Origin of the sequence: Thiocystis violacea, from assembly GCF_016583565.1 — a bacterium.
Classification (GTDB): domain Bacteria; phylum Pseudomonadota; class Gammaproteobacteria; order Chromatiales; family Chromatiaceae; genus Thiorhodococcus; species Thiorhodococcus violaceus_A.
In genome coordinates, this window is the sequence record NZ_NRRF01000073.1 from 1 (window position 1) to 21716 (window position 21716).

Annotated in this window: 20 protein-coding genes and 2 pseudogenes; 12 read left to right on the forward strand and 10 right to left on the reverse strand. The window is 64.5% G+C overall.

Features of this window, described 5'->3' with window-relative positions; translation table 11 throughout:
• Positions 1–332: 332 nt before the first annotated feature.
• Positions 333–1094, reverse strand: coding sequence for a hypothetical protein (locus CKO23_RS20145; RefSeq protein WP_200334093.1), 762 nt, complete (start codon positions 1092–1094; stop codon positions 333–335).
• Positions 1091–2071 (reverse strand): hypothetical protein, encoded by a 981-nt coding sequence (locus CKO23_RS20150; RefSeq protein ID WP_200334095.1) that lies wholly within the window; start codon positions 2069–2071, stop codon positions 1091–1093. Before CKO23_RS20150 ends, CKO23_RS20145 begins: the two co-directional genes overlap by 4 nt.
• Positions 2072–2631: 560 nt before the next feature.
• Here CKO23_RS20150 and CKO23_RS20155 point away from each other — a divergent pair.
• From CKO23_RS20155 to CKO23_RS20195, 11 genes and pseudogenes are all read left to right on the forward strand, one after another.
• Positions 2632–2931 (forward strand): DNA-binding protein, encoded by a 300-nt coding sequence (locus tag CKO23_RS20155; RefSeq protein ID WP_200334097.1) that lies wholly within the window; start codon positions 2632–2634, stop codon positions 2929–2931.
• Entirely contained in the window at positions 2928–3251 is a 324-nt protein-coding gene (locus tag CKO23_RS20160) for a helix-turn-helix domain-containing protein (protein ID WP_200334099.1), read from the forward strand. Before CKO23_RS20155 ends, CKO23_RS20160 begins: the two co-directional genes overlap by 4 nt.
• A gap of 391 nt (positions 3252–3642) precedes the next feature.
• The gene (locus CKO23_RS25875; protein WP_274600244.1) at positions 3643–3975 is read left to right on the forward strand and encodes a hypothetical protein; all 333 of its coding nucleotides are present in this window, start codon (positions 3643–3645) and stop codon (positions 3973–3975) included.
• A pseudogene (locus CKO23_RS26425) lies at positions 3975–4130 on the forward strand (hypothetical protein); the annotation flags it as partial. The gene CKO23_RS25875 and the pseudogene CKO23_RS26425, both read left to right, overlap by 1 nt.
• 67 nt (positions 4131–4197) lie before the next feature.
• On the forward strand, positions 4198–5010 hold the full coding sequence (locus tag CKO23_RS25880) for a hypothetical protein (protein WP_242482595.1): 813 nt from the start codon (positions 4198–4200) through the stop codon (positions 5008–5010).
• 30 nt (positions 5011–5040) lie between these two features.
• On the forward strand, positions 5041–5337 hold the full coding sequence (locus CKO23_RS25885) for a hypothetical protein (RefSeq protein WP_242482596.1): 297 nt from the start codon (positions 5041–5043) through the stop codon (positions 5335–5337).
• Complete coding sequence (locus CKO23_RS20170; protein WP_200334101.1) at positions 5334–6662, forward strand: glucoamylase family protein; 1329 nt, start codon at positions 5334–5336, stop codon at positions 6660–6662. Before CKO23_RS25885 ends, CKO23_RS20170 begins: the two co-directional genes overlap by 4 nt.
• Positions 6659–7753, forward strand: a pseudogene (locus CKO23_RS25890) (FAD-dependent oxidoreductase). The gene CKO23_RS20170 and the pseudogene CKO23_RS25890 overlap by 4 nt, the downstream one beginning before the upstream one ends.
• A complete protein-coding gene (locus CKO23_RS20185; RefSeq protein ID WP_274600245.1) occupies positions 7750–8148 on the forward strand; it encodes a tyrosine-type recombinase/integrase in 399 nt (132 codons plus the stop codon). Before CKO23_RS25890 ends, CKO23_RS20185 begins: the two are co-directional and overlap by 4 nt.
• Entirely contained in the window at positions 8142–9056 is a 915-nt protein-coding gene (locus CKO23_RS20190; RefSeq protein WP_200334117.1) for a tyrosine-type recombinase/integrase, read from the forward strand. Before CKO23_RS20185 ends, CKO23_RS20190 begins: the two co-directional genes overlap by 7 nt.
• Positions 9053–10048: a tyrosine-type recombinase/integrase gene (locus tag CKO23_RS20195; RefSeq protein WP_200334126.1), complete on the forward strand. Its 996-nt coding sequence runs from the start codon at positions 9053–9055 to the stop codon at positions 10046–10048. Before CKO23_RS20190 ends, CKO23_RS20195 begins: the two co-directional genes overlap by 4 nt.
• Before the next feature lie 301 nt (positions 10049–10349).
• On the opposite strand, the gene CKO23_RS20200 is transcribed toward CKO23_RS20195, so the two are convergent.
• The 8 genes from CKO23_RS20200 to CKO23_RS20235 form a co-directional block, all read right to left on the reverse strand.
• Entirely contained in the window at positions 10350–10796 is a 447-nt protein-coding gene (locus tag CKO23_RS20200) for a site-specific integrase (protein WP_200334128.1), read from the reverse strand.
• A gap of 524 nt (positions 10797–11320) precedes the next feature.
• Positions 11321–13687: a TOTE conflict system archaeo-eukaryotic primase domain-containing protein gene (locus CKO23_RS20205; RefSeq protein WP_200334130.1), complete on the reverse strand. Its 2367-nt coding sequence runs from the start codon at positions 13685–13687 to the stop codon at positions 11321–11323.
• A 157-nt stretch (positions 13688–13844) separates the two neighbouring features.
• Positions 13845–14285 carry a PIN domain-containing protein gene (locus CKO23_RS20210; RefSeq protein WP_242482597.1) on the reverse strand — a complete coding sequence of 147 codons (441 nt, stop codon included), beginning with the start codon at positions 14283–14285 and terminating at the stop codon, positions 13845–13847.
• 129 nt (positions 14286–14414) lie between these two features.
• Positions 14415–14891 (reverse strand): helix-turn-helix domain-containing protein, encoded by a 477-nt coding sequence (locus CKO23_RS20215; RefSeq protein ID WP_200334132.1) that lies wholly within the window; start codon positions 14889–14891, stop codon positions 14415–14417.
• Between the two features lie 236 nt (positions 14892–15127).
• Positions 15128–17500 (reverse strand): SEC-C metal-binding domain-containing protein, encoded by a 2373-nt coding sequence (locus CKO23_RS25895; RefSeq protein WP_242482598.1) that lies wholly within the window; start codon positions 17498–17500, stop codon positions 15128–15130.
• Positions 17501–17531: 31 nt separating this feature from the next.
• Positions 17532–17933, reverse strand: coding sequence for a hypothetical protein (locus tag CKO23_RS20225; RefSeq protein WP_200334133.1), 402 nt, complete (start codon positions 17931–17933; stop codon positions 17532–17534).
• Between the two features lie 341 nt (positions 17934–18274).
• Positions 18275–18445 (reverse strand): c-type cytochrome, encoded by a 171-nt coding sequence (locus CKO23_RS20230; RefSeq protein WP_200334135.1) that lies wholly within the window; start codon positions 18443–18445, stop codon positions 18275–18277.
• Between the two features lie 636 nt (positions 18446–19081).
• Complete coding sequence (locus CKO23_RS20235) at positions 19082–20131, reverse strand: class I fructose-bisphosphate aldolase (RefSeq protein ID WP_200334142.1); 1050 nt, start codon at positions 20129–20131, stop codon at positions 19082–19084.
• A 276-nt stretch (positions 20132–20407) separates the two neighbouring features.
• Here CKO23_RS20235 and CKO23_RS20240 point away from each other — a divergent pair, with 276 nt between their 5' ends.
• The gene (locus tag CKO23_RS20240; RefSeq protein WP_200334144.1) at positions 20408–21691 is read left to right on the forward strand and encodes an ISKra4 family transposase; all 1284 of its coding nucleotides are present in this window, start codon (positions 20408–20410) and stop codon (positions 21689–21691) included.
• Positions 21692–21716: the final 25 nt, after the last annotated feature.

Genomic DNA, 21716 nt, shown 5'->3' on the forward strand with positions numbered 1-21716 from the left:
ATCGACCACACGGGGACAACCGGAATGATGCAGAGGCGCCGCTGGGTCCATCCAGCACAGGCCCGTTACGACCAAGTTGATCTCGTCCAGGATCTATTCAGCGACTGGACGCGTGTCCTGTGCTGGGGTGGGCTCGGGGCGCGGCTCAATCGGTCGTCATTTAGGGAGAGGGGCCAGGCTCAATTAAATTCTTCTCCCCTCTACCTCGCACACCTGGGAACATAGATCCTGGAAGGCGCGCCAGCCGATCGTGTGCAGTGCCAGGTCGCCCCAAGGGCCATGGGCGCGACGGTCACGCGGCGCCGCGGGTATGATCTGAACATCCCCAGCCGTCATGCGGCGGTAATTCCATAGATGGTGCGCAGTCGCGCGGTTTGTGCGGCCGCGTCACCCGTAAGGCCAATAGCCTTCGGCTGGAAATCCCCATCCGCACCGACTTTTGCGGCAAAGCTCGCCATGTCCGCGGCAATTGCCTCCGGCAACACGACCCGCTCATCCGCGGGCAGCAGCTGCAACAGACGGAAAACGTCTGTGCGATGCTTGCGGACGTTCTTCTGATCGATGTGCTCGCCTTGATCGCGCCGCATGGCAAGGTCGAGATGCGCTTTGGCTTTGAAGGGGATCAACAGCCGCTCATCAAGAACCGCGACGCCATCGACCACGCGACTGTTTTCCACCAGCGCGGTGTAGTAGGTATCGTCGAGCAGAATGGCCGATAAGCTCGCGATGTCCTCGTCGACGGGGAGCGGGGTAAATACGCTGCCATCGGCCAAGGTGATTGCGTCAGGCACGCGCGAGAAGAGTTCAAGCATCGCTGGAAAGTCGGGGGCCGAAGGCTTCTGGAAACGGTAGAACTCCCGACCTCCGCCGCTTCGCTCTCGCTGCTGATACCCGCCGGCCTCGACGAACGCCCAGAAGCGCTCGCCGAACCCTGCATCGAGTGCCTCGACCAAGATCACAAGATCGAGATCCTTCGTCGCCCGGAAGTCTAGGCCGACTTCATCCATGATAATTTCGCACGCGGCCCCGCCGATCAGCACATAGTGGTGCGAGAGTCCTTCGAAATGCCGCCTGAAGATGTCGAGCCCCTTCACAAGCCCACCTGCCTGAGCAGTGCTTCCTTGGCGCTCCCGATGCGATCATCAGTGCTGTCGGGCAGGCTCAAATAGAGCGATATGGTATCCACGACGTTCTCACTTCCCAGCAGTAAGGGGTCATAGGTCCAAGTTTCGAGTTCGATGACAGGATCGTCCCAGTTCATCGGCTGATCAAGATCGTAGCGCGTCGCGAGCCCCTTCCATTCGGACGCGGCGATCGCCCGTGTTTCCATGCGCGGGAACGACAAGTCAGTCTTTTCGGCGAGTGCTGTCTCTCCCGCCAAGGGCAAGACGAGACCTTGCGGCGGACGCCTGACACGTCGGCGTTTGCGCACGGGTGAACGCAACTGCGGAAGTGCGCGACTCCAGAGCGCCTCACGCGGCAGGGTGAAGCGTACATGTCGGAAACGACCAGCAACCTCGGTATCGGCCAACTCGAAAGCCTCTATTTCGTTGATCGCCCGGCTCATGCTCATCGCACTATAGTGAAACTGCGATGCGAGCTCCGAGGGCGTTGTCTCTGGCCCAATCCGGCCCATCAACACTGCCAGCACGATCAACTGCGCTGCCGGGGCCAGACCGTCGGCGGGCGTATCTCGTGCGCTGCGAAAATGCTCACGCAGATCCACGGCCAGTTCCGGTACGAAGAGCTGATTGCCCGGCACGATGAACGGGACGTGCTGCGCAATGAGGCGATGGCGATTGTGATTGCTCAGGCGTTCGGTCACGAGGATGACCATCCGCTCCGGCGATTGCCGGCGTATCACATCGCGATGCTTAGCGATCGTGGCTGGCGTTTCGTCATGGAGACGCGTTCCGAGCATCAGGATGCACGGTCGACCGAGGATTTCGCCCTCGACCAAGACATAGCGCTGCGTCAAGAACGCCGGCAGCTTCGCGCTGGTAGCGGGTCCATCAACACTCAGCGGTGTCTGCAGTACGTGCTCGACATAACTCGTTGCGGTCGCGAGCAACGTGTTCTCACTATCTGGCAATATCGATAACATGGTGACGCATACTAACCCTAGCACTGTTAACGTGCAATCTCGCGTTATAGTGTCTCCGACTTCTCAAGTTGGTCGAGCTTCGTGCAAGCGTGAAGTGGAAGGCACCACGACCTGATCCGCTGCATCGGGACACCGGACAGACGGCGGCTGATCTGGATCGCGGGCACTTGAAGGGAGGGTGAGGCTGAGTGCGCCGTCAGTGACGCCAACCGACCCGACCGTTGAGCCGGGTTTTTTGTCGGTTTTTGAGGTTGGCGCCTTCAGGGCTTGGGACTTCCCACAGCGGAGCTGTAAGTCACTGACGGCGGCACGGCAAGGCGATGCGCAGGGCCAAGCGTCGCGCACATCGATCCACCGCAAAACCGGATCACTTGGAAGCGGATCGCGATCGTTGGCGTTGCGTCAGCGCGGCGACGGTGTGGGTGGTATCGGGTGGTTCAGGTCGTCAAGCGGGATGTCGAGTCAGCCCGCTGTGTCACGCGCTCGGCGGCTTGATAATAGTACGGGTATCCCGTATCTTTCGACCCATGCATACGGTCATCGAAACGCCGACCTTTGCCAAGCAGGCCGATCAGATATGGAGCGAAGCCGAGCGGCTAGACTTCATCACCTGGATTGCTTGTCACCCGCTGGCGGGCGATGTGATCCCTGGGGCGGACGGCGCGCGCAAGGTGCGCTGGTCACTGTCGGGCATGGGTAAGCGCGGCAGGGTCCGCGTAATCTATTTCAACCGTTCGGCCGCGGGCCTAGTCTATCTGCTGGCGATCTACCGTAAGTCCGACCAGTCGAATATCAGCCCCACCGACATTCCGGAGCGAGACACATGAACACGAAGCCACTGGAGCAGGTCGCACAGGCGATCGAAGCGGATGCCGGCGAGGCCATTCCTGGGCTGCGCGAATCGCTCGCCGAGATGGCCGCCGATGAGAGGAGGCGCACCTACACCCAGGAGCAGCTCGCACTGCGCGCAGCCCGTGCCGCTTTGGGCCTGTCGCAACCAGCCTTTGCCCGGTTGCTGCAAACCCCGGTTGGCACCGTGCGCGACTGGGAGCAGGGGCGCTTTCCTCCCCCCGGCAGTGCGCTGCTGGTGGCACGGCTGGCGGTGGAGCATCCGGAAGTCTTGCGGCCTTATGCCGCGGGCAGTTGATCGCTCGGCGTCGGCCATCTCGCAGCACCATCCGAATCCCCTGCGGTACGCGAGGTTTAACCCGCTGCTGGGCGTCGATGGCCAGTCCGTGTTCGACGGCGCGATGAATGGCCAGATTGATGACCGGCGCGCGGCTCTGCCCGATCCGTCGGCGCTGCGTACGGCAGCGCACAGACGTGCCGGTTGCGAGGCGACAGAGTGCAGCATGCCGGGTCGATCACCGATCCCGGCAGGCGTCGCGCGCCCTGCGTTACGCGATCAAGATCAACAGGGAGCGATGACGCATGAACGCCAAACAGGCATTGCATCAACGGCACTTCGGCTTCGACGCAGCCCATGTGGTCACTGCGGCCCGGCAGCAGTTGGCCCGGCATGGCTCGAAGGCGCCCTTATGAGCACCCGCATCAGTCCGCTCGCCGGCCAACCGGCGCCGAAGAGCCTGCTCATCGACATCGACCAGCTCGTGGCGGCGTATTTTTCGGAGCGCCCCGACCCGAGCGTGCCCGCACAGCGTGTCGCCTTCGGCACCTCGGGCCACCGCGGCTCGGCCTTCGACGTCTCCTTCAACGAATGGCATGTGCTGGCGATCACCCAGGCACTGTGCGATCACCGCAAGGCCCGGGGCATCGCCGGGCCGTTGTTTATGGGCATCGACACCCACGCGCTGTCCGCACCGGCCTGTGCGAGCACCCTTGAAGTCCTGGCCGCCAATGGCGTGGAGTGATGCTGGCGACCAACGACGAGCCGACGCCGACCCCGGCGGTCTCGCTCGCCATCCTCACGCACAACCGCGGCGTCGCAGAGCCCGGCCGACGCGCCGACGGCATCGTCGTCACGCCGTCGCACAACCCGCCGCGCGATGGCGGCTTCAAGTACAACCCACCGCATGGCGGGCCGGCCGGGGAGGGCATCACCGACGCGATCCAGGCGGCGGCGAACCGTTTTCTTGAGCACAACCTGGACGGCGTGCGTCGCCTGCCGGCCGCATGCCCGAGCCCTGGCTGCCGCGACGACACACCGGTACGACTACCTCGCGCACTACGTCGCGGAGCTCGAGCAGGTGATCGACCTGGACGCCATCCGCAACGCCGGGCTTCGCCTGGGCGTCGACCCGCTGGGCGGCGCCGGTGTCCACTACTGGGCCGCGATCGCCGAACGCTGGAAGCTCGACCTGACGGTGGTCAGCGAGCAGATCGATCCGACCTTTGCCTTCATGACGCTGGACTGGGACGGCCAGATCCGCATGGACCCCTCGTCGGTCTATGCGATGCAGCGCCTGATCGCCATCAAGGACCCCTACGACATCGCCGTCGCCTGCGACACCGACCATGACCGCCACGGCATCGTCACGCCCGCCGCCGGGCTGCTGCCGCCGAACCACTACCTCGCGGTGGCCATCGACGATCTCTTCCGGCATCGGCCTCAATGGGGCGCAACCGCCGCGGTGGGCAAGACGGTGGTGAGCACGCAACTGATCGACCGGGTCGCCGCACGGCTGGGCCGCCGGCTCGATGAGGTGCCGGTCGGCTTCAAGTGGTTCTCGCAAGGGCTGCGCGACGGCAGCCTGGGCTTCGGCGGCGAAGAGAGTGCCGGCGCGGCCTTTCTGCGCCGCGACGGCCGGGTCTGGACCACCGACAAGGACGGCCTGATCGCGGCGCTGGTCGCGGCCGAGATCACGGCCCGCTGCGGCCGCGATCCGGGTGCGCTCTACCTCGATCTCGCCGGGCAGCTCGGTAGCCCGGTCGAAGACCGCATCTAGGCGCCGGCAACCGCGGAGCAGAAGGCGCGGTTGGCGGCACTGTCGCCGCAGCAGATCGACGCGACCGCACTGGCGGGGGAGGGGATCGTCAGCGTGCTGAGCCAGGCACCCGGCAACGGTGCGCCCATCGGCGGCATCAAGGTCAGCACCAAGAGCGGCTGGTACGCGGCCCGGCCCTCGGGCACCGAGGATCTCTATAAGATCTACGCCGAAAGCTTCCAGGGTGCCGCGCATCTGCAGCGCATCCTGGTAGAGGCGCAGGCCACCGTCGATGCCGCGCTGGCGTTGCCACCGTCAGCGGCAACGTCCTCAGGATTGCGACCGTGAGGCAGACGGCCGCGCTGCCTCCAGCGGCAGACGCCGAGCCCCTGTCGCCGGCCGACGAAGCCATGCTGGACGGCCTGCAGCGCGCCGCCTTCGACTATTTCGTCCAGCACACCAACCGCGACAACGGCCTGGTGGCCGATACCTCGCGGCCGGGCTCGCACGCGAGCATCGCAGTCGTCGGCTTCGCCCTCTCAGCCTACCCGGTGGGCGTCGAGCGCGGCTGGATGACGCGCACCGAGGCCCTGCAGCGCAGCCTGACCGCGCTGCGCTTCTTCCGGGAAAGCGATCAAAGCGGCACGCCGGAATCGACCGGGTACCGCGGCTTCTACTTCCACTTTCTGCACCTAGGCAGTGGCACGCGCGCCTGGCGTTGCGAGGTCTCGCTGATCGACACCGCGCTGCTGCTGGCCGGCATGCTCACGGCCGCTGCCTATTTCACCGCCACCCCGGACGAGGCTGAGTTGCGCGCGCTAGCCGACACGCTCTACCGCCGCGTGGACTGGTGCTGGGCCCAGCGCAAAGGCGCCGCCCTCGTGATGGGTTGGAAGCCCAAGAGCGGCTTTCTCAATTACGGCTGGGAGGGCTACAGCGAAGCCCTCCTGCTCTACACGCTGGGCCTGGGCTCGCCGACCCATCCGCTGAGCGAGGCCAGCTTCCCGGCCTGGACCAGCACCTACCAGTGGGAGAACCTCTACGGCATCGACTTTCTCTACGCCGGGCCGCTGTTCATTCACCAGTTCTCGCACGCCTGGATCGACGTTCGTGGCATCCGCGACGACTTCATGCGCGAGAAGCGCTGCGACTACTTCGAGAACAGCCGCCGCGCCACCTACGTGCAGCGCGAATACGCCATCCGCAACCCGCGCGGCTTCGTCGGCTACGGCGAGGACGGCTGGGGCCTGTCGGCCGGCGACGGGCCCAGCACCCCGCGGCAACGCATCGCCGGACGCCGCCAGTCGTTCTACGGCTATGCCGCGCGCGGCGTGCCTTACGGCCCCGACGACGGCACGCTCGCCGGCCCATCGGTGCTGGCATCCCTGGTCTTTGCCCCCGAGATCGCGCTGCCGGCCATCCGGCGGATGCTCGCGCGCGGGTCCGCGACCGACGACCGTACCGCGCGTGCCAGCGGCTTCAACGACAGCGTGCGCGCCGGCTGGATCTCCGAAGGCAGCTTCGGGCTCGACCAGGGCATGATCGTGCTGATGATCGAGAACTTTCGCTTCGGTCTGCTGTGGCGCCTGCTGCGCGGCTCGGCGCCGATCCGCGCGGGCCTGCAGCGCGCCGGCTTCCGCGGCGGATGGCTGGCCGAGGACGGGCAGCCATGAGGGCCACGACGCAGGCGTCTTCCCCAGCCGAGGTGAAGCATGGCACCGTGGCTGCCACGCGCGGCGAACCGGTGAGTCCGATCCGACCGAGCCCGCGTCACACGGATCGGCAGGGTCCGGGTAACCATGACCCCTACGATCTGCTCATCATCGGTACCGGCCCCGCTGGTCTGGTGGCGGCTCGGGAGGCCGTCGCGGCGGGCGCCTGGGTGGCGTTGATCGAGTCGCGCCACATCGGCGGCAACTGCCTGAACGAAGGCTGCATTCCCTCCAAGACCATGCTGCGCAGCGCACAGCTCATCGCCGAAATGCGCAACGCGCCGAGCTACGGCGTCACCGCGCCTGCCGAGATCAGCGTCGACTTCGCAGCGGTCATGGCCCGCATGCGGCGGGTGCGCGAGCGCATCCTGCGCGTCGATTCGCCCGCCCGTCTGGGGGACGAAGGCATCGACCTGCATGTCGGGCACGCCCGCTTCGTCGGCGCCGACGCGGTCGCGGTCGATGGCACCCGGCTACGCTTCAGGAAGGCGCTGATCGCCACCGGCTCGCGCCCGCTGCTGCCCGACATCGAGGGCCTGGCCGCCGCCGGCTACCTGAACAACGAGACCGTCTTCGCGCTGACGACGCTGCCGCCGAGCCTGCTGGTGATCGGCGGCGGGCCGCTCGGCTGCGAGTTGGCATAGGCCTTTGCGCGCTTCGGCTGCCGCACCCTCATCTGCCACAGCGAACCGCTGTTCCTGCCCAAGGAAGAGCGCGACGCCGCGCCGATGGTCTCCCACGCCCTGGCGCACGACGGCGTCGAGATCCACCTGAACTCCACCGTCGTCGCCGTTCGCCTGGAGGGCGGCCGCAAGCAGGTCACGATGGTCAACGACGGCAACACCGCGACGACGGTGGTCGACGAGATCCTGACCGGCATCGGGCGCCTGCCGGCCGTGCAGGGGCTGGAGGCCGCCGGCGTGGCCTACGACGAGGCGACAGGCATTGAGGTCGACGACTTTCTGCGCACCCGCAACCCACGCATCTTCGCCGCCGGCGACTGCTGCCTGGAGCACGCCTATACCAACACGGCCGAGGCCTCAGCGCGCTGACCGTACCCTGGTGCACCTATACCGACCCGCAGGTGGCTCACGTCGGCCTGTCCGTGCGCCAGGCGCGCGCGCAGCACATTCCCGTCAAGACCTACACGGTGCCGCTGCACGAGGTGGTGCGCGCGATGGCGCCGATCCGCGGTATGACGTACCTGACCGTCAGCCAGATCGTCACGCGCGCTTTCAAACGCGTCGGCATCGAGCTGCCGCGCTACGGCGCACATGTCCTACGCCACTCGGCGGCAACCAGCCTGTTGCGCGAGGGTATGAGTCTGGCCGCCATCGGCGTGGTACTGCGCCATGCCTCCATCGAGACCACGGCGATCTACGCCAAGGTGGATGTGCCGCGACTTCAGGCAGTCGCCAGTCCCTGGCCGGAGGTGGCGCCATGTTGAGCAAGGCACTGGAGGGTTACCTCGCCATGCGCCGTCGCCTGGGATTCCAGCTCAAGGCCGACGAGACCTATCTGCGCAGCTTCGTCGCCTATGCCACGGCGCGAGGTGATCGGTTCGTGGTCGCGCGCACCGCGATCGACTGGGCCGGGACAGCCCTGCGCGAGGCGCAACGCAAGCACCGTCTGGGGATGGTGATCCGGTTCGCCCGCTTCATGCATGCCGAAGAGCCGCGCCATGAGATCCCACCAAAGGATCTGTTCTGCGCCCGGCGCCAACGGCCACGCCCGTACATCTTCAGCGACGAGGAGATCCAGCGGCTGCTTTTCCACGCCAGGCAGCTCAAACCGACCAACAGCCTACGCCCACACACCTACAGCACCCTGTTCGGCTTACTCGCAGTGACGGGCATGCGCGTTGCCGAGGCGCGCGCCTTGCATTTGGAGGATGTCACAGTCGATGGACTGGTCATCCGCCAGGCCAAGTTTCACAAGCGCCGGCTGTTGCCGTTGCATGAAACCACCGAACGCGCCCTGGAGCGGTACCTCGAGCGGCGTCTGCACGTCGCCGGCCAAGACCCGCATCTGTTCGTGACACGCCGTGGTGGCGGGCTGTCGCATACCGTGGTCGCTGAGACCTTCCACGAGGTGCGGCGCGCGGCCGGGATTCCGGCCGACGCCTTGGTCCCCGCTCCGACGCTGATGGGCTTGCGCCATACCTTCGCGGTGAAGGCGCTGTTGAACGCCCCGAACGAGCGCGATCATGTCGGCGAGCACATGCTGGCACTGAGCACCTGTCTAGGCCATGCCAAGGTCGACAGCACCTACTGGTACCTGGAAGCGGCCCCTGAGTTGATGGCCGACATCGCCGGAAGCTGCGAGACCTTCTTCGCTGGAAGGAGCAACCAATGACCGCGATCGCCCCCCACATCAGTACCTTCCTCCGTGAGCGGCTGCCGATTCAGCATGGTGCGAGCGTGCATACCTGCGAGAGTTACGCTCACTGCTTCGAGCTGTTGTTCGGGTTTGCCAGCCGTCGCTACGGTGTCACGCCCTCAGCGCTTGAACTGGAGCAGATCGATACCCGGTTGATGATGGGCTTTCTGGAGCACCTGCAGAGCGTGCGCGGCAACAGCGATCGCACGCGCAACGCCCGTCTGGCCGTGATCAAGTCGTTCATGCACTTCGTCGAGTACCGGGTTCCGGCATTGCTGGAGCAGATCCGCGAGATTCTGGCCATCCCGAGCAAGAAAACCGACCAGGCCCTCGTGGCGCACCTGAGCATCCCCGAGATCCAGTCGCTGTTGGAGGCCCCGGACGTGACGACTCGATTCGGAATCCGTGACCGGGCCATGCTGCATCTATGCTTTGCCGCTGGCCTGCGCGTCTCCGAACTCATCGGCCTGCCTTTGAGCGCGGTGACGCTGCAGCCGACACCAACGGTCCATATCCAAGGCAAGGGACGACGACATAGATCCCTGCCGCTATGGAAACAGGCCGCTGACGACGTCAAGGCCTGGATCGCCGTTCGCGGCGAGCCTCCGGTACCGGAGCTGTTCGTCAACCAGCAGAAGCGAGCGATGACCCGCGCCGGCTTCGCCTACCTGCTGCGCAAGTACGCGGCAAAGGCCGAGCAAGCTTGTCCCTCGCTGCGCGACAAGCCGGTGGCACCGCACATCTTGAGGCATTCCTGCGCCATGGTGATCTATCAGGCGACGGGCGATCTGCGCAAGGTCGCGCTGTGGCTCGGTCATGCCAACATGCAGACCGCCGAGATCTACCTCCAGGCCGACCCGACGGAGAAGCTTGAGGCGATCGAATCAGTGGTTCCGCCATCGCTCACCCGTGGACATTTCAACGCCCCGGACCGGTTGATCGCCCGGCTCCGAGACGCCGGGTTATGAGAAGTGATCGGGGCCGGCCAGCCTCCATCCTCCGGCCTCGATGCTCAACTGCTTTCCATAACGGTGAGCTTTCGATAAGAACGATCCGGGGTCTCCACTTAAGCGGACCTGAGCCGAAATTCACCATCAAGGAAATGGCGGCGCACCCAGAATGACACTGAGGATTGCAGCTCTGCACTCCATCTCCTGCCTTCCGTCGGCATGACGTGCACGCCAAGTCCGGGAAGTCTGAGTTAGTCCGGTGAATTGGAGAGCCCAGAGAACGATTATGCGAAGCTTCGCATAATCGTTCCGATGATTGTCAAACCCCATGGCTGCGCAAGGTCGAGATCAGGGTCGCCGAACTGTGTGGCTTTGTGTAGGCGCGTTGCTGCTGTGCTAAGAACTGCCGCAGCTGCTCGGGTCGGATCGCTGAGAGCTCGACGGGGCCCGTTGCGAATCGCTCCACCAGCAAACAGCGCACGATGCGAAGCTGATTTCGGCGTGTCGATGAGGCAAGACCGCGAACCTGCTCCAGATGCGCCTCGAAACATCGCAGTTCCTCTTCCACCGGCGTCATGACCGGCGCGCTCTCGCCGATCATTCCGTCCGCACGCAGGACAGCAAGCAGATGGCCGAATGTGGACCGAAGCGCCTCAGGCCCACGAATAACAGGATCTGGACAGCGGCACTGCGGCAAGTGCTCGTCGAGAAAACGGGCAAACACCGATTCGTCGAGTTGCTCGACAGTGAGGTGTTCCTGCTCCATCCAACGCGCTAAATGAGCGAGGCTGCCGAGGTAACTGCCGTAGACGTGGCGTAGCGACGATCCTCGAGGTAACGCTCGAAGGCTTCAAGGTACGGCGCAAGAGGGCTTGCTCGGACGACGTCACGAGCGCTGGAGGACAACGGCCGCGTGGCGGACATATCGGTCTCCTGAAGTGGTCGGGCACTTCAGGAGACCGGATAATTATGTGAAGTTCCAGCTGCGCCGGATAGCGATAAACCAGTCTCCGGCCAAGACTTCCGTCTCCAGGCAGCACTGAGCTGCACATAATTCGGATCTTCACATAGATCCTGTTTGCGGAAAGTCCGACCAGCTATCGGGGTGACCGGATTCCATCCCAGAGCGGCCGCCATATCGACGTCAGCAATTTGGAACAGCCCCACGACAGCGGATGCTGAGCTCGACGTGAAAGCGGCAAGGTCGTGCAACCAGCGACGGCTTTTGACTGCGTCAGAGGGGTAAATGCCCCACTTCAAAGACCCACTCGACGGCGGCGGCAAGAACGATCACCAACCCGCCAGCTCAGGCTGCAGCGCGATGCGATAGCCGATCGCCCGATAGCCCTGTTGCCGTCGAGCCCACATTCGCAGCACGGTCGGGTGGCCGGTGTCGACGAAATCGATGATTCGGACGTCGGTCTTCGAGGCGTGCTCCCGATGCAGCCGACCAGTGTATTGCTGCAAGCTTCCCTTCCAGGAGATCGGCATGGCCAGGACCAAGGTATCTAGCGGCGGGTGGTCGAACCCTTCGCCGACCAGTTTGCCAATCGCAAGCACGACCCTTGGCGCCTCTGGCGGGAGCGCATTGAGCGCCGCAATCGTCTCGGATCGATGCCGCCGCGGCATTCGGCCATGCAGGACGAAAGGCGCTGGAGCAATGCCATCCAAAGCCGTGCGCAGGGCCGACAAATGGTCGGCTCGCTCGGTCAGCACCAGGATCTTGCGTCCTTGCTCGAAGCGCTCGAGAACGGCAGTCGCGATGGTCTGGGTGCGCGTCTCGTCCATCGCCAGGTAACGGAAGATTCTGTGAATGGCGGCGTCTGCCGGTAGGTCGATGGGTGCCTGCAGCTCGTGGGGGATGACCGCGAGGTCGTGCGGCGCGTTGAGCGGCTTGCCCGCCGTGTGTCGCAGCGGACCGCACTGCATGAAGATGATGGGATCCTTCCCGTCGCGGCGTGTCGGTGTTGCGCTCAGTCCCAGAACATATCGGGCTCTGACGCGCTTCATGATCGCCTCGAAGGATCGTGCGCTGATGTGGTGGCACTCATCGACGATCACCTGGCCATAGTCCTCGACGAGCGGCTTGACCTCGCCGTTGTGCGAAAGGGATTGCATCACCGCGATATCGATCTGACCGCCGGGCTTGCGCTTGCCACCACCGATGGTGCCGATCCGATCACGCCCGAGGCCCAAAAACGCCAGCAGACGCTCCCGCCACTGCTCGAGCAGGTCCGTGCGGTTGACCAGGATCAGCGAATTGACGCCCCGACGGGCGATGAGTGCGGCCGCCACGACGGTCTTACCGAAGGCGGTCGGGGCGCTGAGCACCCCGGTCTCATGATTCAACATGGCCGTGACGGCGGCTTCCTGATCGGGGCGCAGCTCACCCCGGAAGTGCAATGCGATTGAGTGTCCAGCAAACCGCTCGTCATGCAGGTCCGCCTGGATCCCATTGTCACTCAGAAGCTCCAGCGCGGAATCCAGGCAGCCGCGCGGCAGCGCCAGATGCTGCGGATAGCTCTCAGCGCAGCCGATCACACGAGGTTTGCCCCAAACCGACAGGCGCATCGCTTGCAACCGATAGAACTCTGGATTCTGGAAGGCGGCAAGCCTGATCAGGCGGTTTGCAAGCGGCTGTGGCAGCTGCGCTTTTTCGAGGTAGACGCCGTTGGCCAGCGTGATCCCAATCTGCTTCGGCAAAGGACCAGGGAGTCGCTTGCTCGGCGGCTTTGGTGGCTTCCACGGCTGCGTCAGATCCTCCTCGTCGATGAAGCTCACATCCAGTGGCTGAGCAGCGCCGACGGCCTTCAGAATCGTCGGCTCGATGTCCTGCGGATCCATGTGTCGCATGGAGGCGAGGAAGGTCCACTGGTCTGCATAGGCGCACCAGTCGCGATCGACGAAGAGACTGCGCTGTTGCGCGCGCGGCGCCTTCTGCAAGGGCAAGGCGATCAAGTTGCCGAAGCCGCCCTTGGGCAAACGATCCTGATTGGGAAAGAGTCGGTCGTAGGAACTCAGCATGAGCTGTCGGGTCCTCGCACAGGTGTGGCTGATGAGAGCAGCACCGAGCCGTCGGGCATCACAGGCCGGGACCCGCTCGGCGAAGAAGACCCAGGCGTGCGCGCCTTCGCCCGAGCGGGAAATCTCAAGCGCGACTGGGACGCCGAGCTCATCGCATGACTGCGCAAAGGCCAGGGCGTCCTGTCGCCATTCGGCCTCGTCGAAATCGACCGCGAGAAAATGGCAGCGATCATCCTCGAGCAGCGGGTAGACGCCGATCGTGTGCTTGCCCGCCAGATGGCCGTAGATGACGGTGTCGGTCAATGCAAGGAGCTCGCGATGGCTGCAATCGGCGCACTTGACGTTTCGTTTGTCGCAGAGGCCTTCTCGCCACTCATTCGCGCAGGCGGGCGTGTAGCCAGAGTGACCGCTTTTCTTGCTTTCCCAGCGGACCGGATAGAGATCGTCGCGGCCGCGGAAGAGGCGTCGAAACAAGGCTACCTTCTCTGCGGTCGAGAGCGGTGATGCCTTCTGTGTGGACTCTGTCCGCTGGGGCTCGGACGGTTGGCGCCACTCGATGCCGCGGGCTTCGAGAAGAGCGATCAGGCGCGCGTTCTCGGCCCGAAGCGCGGCGATCTCGTCCAGGTCACGCATGAGGGTGAGACTCCGCGCCCAGGGATACTCGCGCCCATTCGGATTCAACCCTGGTCCGCACACGGGCGTTCCGAGCATGAGACCAGATGCCGTAGACGTCAGCCATGATTGGATCGACAGGCTTCGATGGGATTCCTATCGCATCGAAAATCGATCCTCAGATCAGGGCGATCTGGCTCTGCGGGAGCCCAGCGACGCCTGGTAGCCCTTGGCGTCGCCGCGTGCCGATGAAGGTCTCCGCCGAGAGTGGTGGATTCTCGAGTGCCGCGCGCTGGAGCTTCGCTGCCGTCGTCACAATCGCCGGATCGAGATCGGCCAGATCGAGGATGAAGTCGTCAGGATGGCGCGCATTGATGTCAAAGTCGGCGAGCGTCTTCCGTGGAAAATCCTTGAGATTCGTGGTAACGATGACCTGGGCGCCACACCGGATGGCCGCCGCCAGTACATGCCGATCGTTCGGATCGGGAAGGGAAAGTTGGTCGATCAAATGGCCATAGCCCGTGACCAGACAATCCGGGACGGCCTGATTGATGAGGATCATCGTCCGTTGCAGCTTGGCCTCGTCGAGTTCGGGGCGGTGGCGCAGGAGCGCCGTCAACCATTCGTGCTAGATCTCCTTCGTCCAGCGGGCATGAAAACGCCGCGTCTGAGCCAGCCGGATCATCAAATCCCGCAGCGGCGCTGGGTAAAACAGGCACGCATCGTAGATGACCGTGAAGCTCGCCACCTAATACCCCAGACCCAATTCCCGAGCCTGGGCCGCAAGCTCATCGGCAGCATCGGCAGCATCGGCAGCATCGGCAGTCTGTTGCTCGAGCCCTTCGCGATAGGCCATCAGATCGGAGAAACGGACACGACGATGCCGACCAACCTTGTAGAAGGGAATGGCGCCGGCCTCCAGTTGCTTGACCAAGAACGGCCGGGAGACATTGAGCAGATCGGCGGCCTGCTGGGTCGTCAGCTCCGCGTGAATCGGAACCAGTGACACCGCGTTTCCCTGCGCCATCTGATTCAGGATGTCGACCAGCATGTGAATCGCCGAGACGGGCACGGTCACATCGGTCTCGCCGTCGATCAGCCGCAGCCGAGCTGACTCGCCTCGCCCAATGCAGGCGGCCAGCAAACGGCTACTCTCCAGTGCCAACGAAGCCTCAGCCTCCGTTGGCATCCGCACCCCAGGGTAGACCGGTGCAGCATGACTCATTGCTCGGTTCCTCTGTTCGATCGCTTGTGGCGAAGTATAGCGCGAAGGCGGGCGTGTTCGAAATATTCGAAACAGCTCGGATCTACCCTGCGTTCAGTCCTGGTTTTACTGCCTCGTGTTGGTGGTCCCAGGGTTCCGGGGGTGCTCCGGTAACCGCAATGCGACGTGAAGAGGAGCGAAATTGAAAATCAGCTGCGCATCGGCGCGTGTCGCCCACGCCCGCGTGGGCATCAGTCTCAGCCGCGTGCCAAACAGCACTTCTTGTACTTCTTGCCGCTGCCACAGGGGCAAGGGTCGTTGCGTCCCACCTTCTTGGGCTGCGTGAGCAGGGATGCCTCGAGCGTGGGGCGGTCGTTCCGGCCCAAGCGCCGGGATAGGTGGTTGTAGAGACTGGCGAAGTCCTTGGCGACTCCGGCGGGCTGCTGGATGTCGGTGACGAAGAAGCGCCAGCGCTCCTTGGCCGCGAGCGCCGCATCGAGCAGCTCGAAGGCCCGCGCATCCTCGCCGTCTTTGGTGAGTGCGCTGGCCTCCAGGAGCACGCCTTCGACGGCATTGGGCTCGCGCTGCAAGGCCTCGGCTCGGAAGCGGGCGGCGAGGCGCGGACGCTCCAGAAGCTGCTGGTAGCAATGCGCCAGGCGCAGCCATTCCCCAACGCGGTTGGGGTCCTCCTCCACGGCGGCCTCGGAGTCACTCAGCAGTTGGCCGACCGGTAACTTGCGACCGTCGCGCATCCCTAGAATCCGCAACAAGACCTGGCTCTTTACGGGCGACTTGCCGGCGCTCAGTCTGGTGAGTCGAAGCAGCTCGCCAAAGATCGCGAGCTTGGCTTCCTGCGTTTCGGCCAGGTCTGTGTAGCGGCCGCAAGAGGCGCAGGGGATCTCCTCGGCGATCACCAAGCGGCTGTGTGGATCGGTCTCGTCGACGGCGATGCGCCGCACGTCGTAGAGATTGCTGTCCCCGCACTCGGGGCACTTCAGCTGCAGGGTCAGCTTGTCTGAGGCCGTGCCGAGCTCGCCACGCTTGAGGGCGGCGATCGAGGCCGCTTGCGCCTGGCGATGTGCGCGGGCCCGCTCCCCGATGGTCTCGAGCTCGGGATGATCGGAGCCGAGCAGGCGGCCGAGCACGTAGAAGGGACGGTCGATCCAGTCCTGCCGGCGCTTCAGCATGGGCTCCAGATGCGCCAGTAGCCGCGGGTCCGGGGCGGACACGACGATCTCAGACCACTCTGCGGGGGAATCGTCCATGAGATCGGCCTCATGCTCCAGCACCAGCCTGACGGCGGGCTCGCCGCCCATGGTCGAGATGGTACCCGTAGCATAGAGACGCTGGGAGCTGTCGAGTGTGTCCCAGCGCTCGAGCAGCGCCAGCCCGGCCGGCTCGCCGATGCGCGCGAGCGCCCGCTCGGCCTCGGATTGCAGCAGATCGCCTTGGTCTTCACCCAGGCTCTCGATCAGCGCAGGGATGAAGTCTTCCCAGCCGAGATGACCCATGACGCGGGCCAGGGTGACGCCGCCGTAGGTCGGCGCCTCGCGCTCGAGCGCGGCCTTGAGCTCGGCGGTGACTTGGGCGGGCTCGAAGTCGCGGAGCCTTGCCAACAGGGCGTCGAAGTGGCGCGGCGGCGACAGGTCCACCGCCAGCAGCTCGATCACGGCCTGGAGCGGCAGGGTCTCGGCCTCGATATCCTCACGGGCGTGGGCCGCGGCGATGCTACTGATGCAGAAATTCACCACAGGTGCCGACAGCAAGCCGAGCGGGCGATCCCGCAGCGACTCGATCACGGCCAGGACCGCGGGCCGTGCCTCACCCTGGACCGAGCGCTCGGCGAGATCCATGGGGTCGCGCGGGTCGATGGCCTCCTTGCACCAGAGATCGAGCTGATCCAAGGGGGCGTCGTCCCGGAACAGGTGCGCGAGCGACGCGAAGGCCTGGTCGGTTCTGTGCTCGGCGATATCGGAGGCGAGCTCCCTGTAGGAGTGGTCGCCGCAGAGCGCCGCGTCGATCGTCGCGAGGTCCTCGCTGAGCGATGGCGGCCCCAGGTCCGCGCTGAAGCGCGATCGCAGGAGCGGCAACAGGGGCTCGGCGTCGATCGCCAGACCATAGAGGAAGAGGCTGCTCCTCAGCCGGCCGCGCTGCCATTCATCGCCCTCTGGGTCGGCGGCTTTCCGCGCCAGATCTTGAAGCAGGACACGCGCTCGATCCGGCGGCAGCAGGTGCAGCGACCGGACGATGCCGAGCGCGACGTCGTTGTCCCGATCCGAGTGGCTAGGGTCCTGAGTAAAGCAGGTCCAGGCGACCTCCGGGTCGAGCTGGGCGAGCACCACGGCGGAATCTTCCGCGAGCCGCCCGCGCCACAGCGGCCAGTGCTCGGCAATCCTGCCCTTGAGTCCGGCGAAACACTCGGCCGGCAGGACGGAGAAGAGGCGCGCGATCATGTTCCCGTCTCCGCTCTCCAGCCAGTGTTGCAGCGTGTCGGTGTCGAGCCAGCTCGTCGGCGGTGGCATGCCCTGGCTCAGGGTGCCTCCCTGGGTGTCATGCAAGCGACTGAGCGCCCAATCCATCAGGGTGGGATCTGTGAGCTTGTCTTTGGTCTGGTGGAAATCGAATGGCATACGCGTTCCGATGTGGTTCTGGGATGACAGGTCAGGCCGTTATGATCTCAATCACGGCCAGCACCTGTCGATGCATACCTAGGCGGAGGGGGCAAAGACTCGAGGGTAAGCCTCGTTGCACGAAATCGCGCGTTCCAAGGGGCGTTTCCGACGCCGACCGCATCCTATCGAGATAGCTTGACTCCTGACTCGACGGTCCGCTGATAGGCAAAGCCCCCATCGCATGCAGCGAATTGAAACCCGCCTCGATCCGTTTCGGTTCGGCGCGTCTGAGGGACGTCGAAGTAAGGAAGTGATCCGGCACCGTCGCGACCACGAAGAGCGCGAAGCTGGTCGTGACGACGAAGGTGACCTTCTTCCAGCTCCACCCATCGCCCCCGAGGATGCCGCCGATCAGCAGGAGCAGGAAGCCACCGAGCAGCGCGATCAACATGATCCGGGGAAGGCTCGGGTGGCCTAGCTGACGCGGGATGTCGACGCGCGAGAAGCCGCAGCAGATCTCGCCCTCATGGAGTTCGAACCCATGGTCGTGTTCCGCACCCGTGAGCTGGCGTGACGGACGCCTTGAGAGCAGCCCGCCGAACCGCTGTATTCATGGAGCGCGCCAGGCACGGCCGTTGGCCCGCGCCGGCATCGTACACGCGGCCGTCATCGCCGAGCCACTGCAAGACATGACAGGGCACCAGGGGATTTACGAAGGATTGGCCTGCGTCCACGCCGTCGGATGGGAGTGCTCCCGCGCTGGGAGCCGGCTCAATCGAGCGTCTGCAGGTCTCAGTGCGAGAGCAGGAAGGCCGTGAGGTCCGCGATCTGCTGATCCGTCAGCTCGGTCGGCGGCATCTCCGAGCTTGGGATGACGGACTTCGGGCACTTGAGGTACTGCATGATCCAGTCGGCGCTGCGTCGCGCGGCCAGATCGTCGAGCGGACCGCCAACCTGTGCCAAATTGTGCTGTGAGGGATCCGCCGCACACGAACGACGTTCATTCGTCGGCTGGACAGCGGCGGTTGTCACCCAAGACCGGACGAATAAGCTCGGCCCGTGCACGGCAAAGGGCGTCTCGCCCGTCAACCGGATCTTGGCGCTATCGTGAAAGCTCAGGCGTCGTTGCGAACTCCAGCCGCTCAAGCTGCACCCGTAAACGAGCGATCTGCTCGCTCAATGGCGCCGCAGCAGCCCCGCGCAGGCCATCGTCGCGACTCCTGCCGCCACCACAGGGACCCCGTCCACGCCCCTGGCCTTGACCCTGTCCGCGACCGCGTCCGCCTCTGCGTGGGCCGGTTCCGTCTTTGTTTGGCATGCTCGATTCCTCCGTTGTGAACGGGTGAGCGGCGCAAGCCGCCAATCGGCCTAGGCGCCGCGCGCCTGCTTCGATCACACGGCCCAGACGCCCAATCGTTGGCAGCATGTCTGGGCTCCCGGACGGCGACTCATACGCTATCCGCCCCAAAAGCATCCGCTTATTCCCGACTATCGCGCAAGGATATTTCGCAATGCGGCGCACGCCGCCGAGCGCTCCAGGTCGGTGCAGCGGTCTCTATCCATGCATCGAGCACTCGCCGCGTATGCCGACCAAGCCGCTCAGGCCACGCTGATCAGGCTCGATGAATACACGTCCTGAACCGCATTCAATAGGCTCACGCCCTCCTGCATGGGTTTCTGGAAGGATTTACGCCCGGTGATCAGCCCCATGCCGCCGGCACGCTTGTTGATGACCGCGGTGCGCACGACCTGGTGGAGGTCGTCCTTGCCCGATGGACCGCCGGAATTGATCATGCCGACCCGCCCCATATAGCAGTTGGCGACCTGGTAGCGCACCAGGTCGATGGGATGGCTGCCGATGAGCCCGTCGTACATGCGCGGATGGGTCTTGCCGAAGCCGATGGCCTTGAAGCCACCGTTCGTCGTGGCTTGCTTCTGCTTGACGAGATCGGCCTCAATGGTCGCGCCGAGGTGGTTCGCCTGTCCGGTCAGGTCCGCCGCGGTGTGGTAGTCGGTTCCTTCGTGCTTGAAGGCGCTGTTACGCAGATAGGCCCAGAGCACCGTGGCCATGCCGAGTTCGTGGGCGTGCTGGAAGGCCTCGCTGACCTCCTGAATCTGACGCCGGGATTCCTCGGAGCCGAAATAGACGGTGGCCCCAACCGCGACCGCACCCATGTCGAAGGCCTGATCGACGGCGGCAAAGAGGGTCTGGTCGTAGAGGCTCGGATAGGTGAGAAGCTCGTTGTGGTTGAGCTTGACGATGAATGGAATCCGATGCGCATAACGTCGGCCGATGGCGCCCAGCACGCCCAGGGTCGAGGCCACACCGTTGCATCCACCCTCGATGGCCAGGCGCACGATGTTCTCGGGATCGAAGTAGATCGGGTTGGGCGCGAAGGAGGCGCCGCCCGAGTGCTCGACGCCTTGATCGACCGGCAGGATGGATAGATAGCCGGTACCGGCCAAGCGGCCATGATCGAACAGTGCTTGTAGGCTGCGCAGAACACCGGGCTTGCGGTCAGACGCGATCATGACCCGTTCGACGAAATCTGGACCTGGCAGTTGAAGCAAGTCTTTGGCAATCCCCTGGCACGTATGGGTTAAGAGCGTCTCGGCCTCGTCTCCCAGAATCGCGGTGATGTCGGTCATGTTGAATCTCCCGTCTCGCTGGCTGGATGTCGTTCGGTGAATCGGCTTCGAATCGGTCCTCACACAATGGGCCTCGGGGTCGAAGACGCTGGTGTCGACGGCCGTTCGAGTCGCTCTGATCCTGTGCGCTCAAAACGAACGCTGCAAGGAAATTTGTCATCGCCGGCATGCCTCGGCGCAGCGTTAGATTGGGGGCGGCAGGGTGCTGCCTGGCCTAAATGTGCATCTGTGCCATACTTCGGCCATGACCGACATGCCCCGCCGAGGAGACGTCCCATGACCGCCGAAGTCATTGCCCGCACCGGACATGAAATCACCCTACAGGTTCGCATCGACGTGAGCGGGACAATGCCCGAGGCCGAGCAGCGCGTTCAAGAGGCGTGCAATCGTGTCGGACAGCTCGCGACGGCCGAGGTGCTCAAGGGCTTCGACACCGACGGCTCGCCGATCATGCTCGATGGCATCAAGTGGACCAAACGCTGTGCGTCCCATCAGACGTATCACACCCCGTACGGCACCGTGGGACTTGAGCGCAACGTCTACCAGACCTCCAAGGGCGGGCGCATCTATTGTCCGCTCGAGGAGGGGGCACGCATCATCCGCCATGCCACGCCGCTGTTTGCCCGTCAGCTCTCGCACAAGTATGCGCAGATGAACGTCAATGCCGTGTGCGCGGATCTACGCGAGAACCATGGGCGCGCGGTGACCGCCTCCTATGTGCAGAACGTCACCGATTGGGTCGGCGCGATTGCCTGCGCCAAGGAGGAGAGCTGGGAGTATGCGCTGCCCGAACTCGACGCGGCGGTGGCCACGGTGGCCATCAGTGTGGACGGGGCGCGCCTGGCGATGAAGGAGGACGGTTGGCGCGAAGTCATGGTCGGCAGTCTCTCCCTCTACGACCTCGCGGGCGAGCGCCTGCACACCCTCTACGTTGCCGCCGCGCCCGAATATGGCAAGGAGACCTTCCATGAGCGCATGACGCGCGAGATCGCGCAGCTCAAGAGGCGCTATCCCGAGGCGCTCTATCTCGGCATTGCCGACGGAGCCTCGACCAACTGGTCGTTCCTCAAGCAGCACACCGAGCGCCAACTCATCGACTACTACCATGCCGCCGAATACCTGCCCGCGATCGCCATGGCCGCCTATCCCGGCAAGACCGATAAACCCAAACGCGAGCAGTGGCTGCATGCGCAGCGCCACCGCCTCAAGCATACTCCCGGCACCGTCGACGCCCTGATCGAGGAGGCCCAGCGCCTCACACGCAAGCGCTCACTGTCACGGACCGTCAAAGAGGACGTGCAGGACGCCCTGACGTATTTCACCAACCAGCGCCCACGCATGGACTACCCCGCCTTTGTGGCAGAGAACCTCCCGATCGGCTCGGGTGTTGTCGAAGCGGCCTGCAAGACGCTGGTTAAGCAACGTCTCTGTGGTGCGGGCATGCGCTGGAAGCAAAAGGGAGCCAAGGTGCTCTTGACCCTGCGCACCCTCGTGCAGTCCACCGGGCGTTGGACGCAGTTCTGGGAGAAGATCGAGCAGTTCGGGGCGCAGCCGTGCTAGACCACATTATTTAAAGGCAGCACTC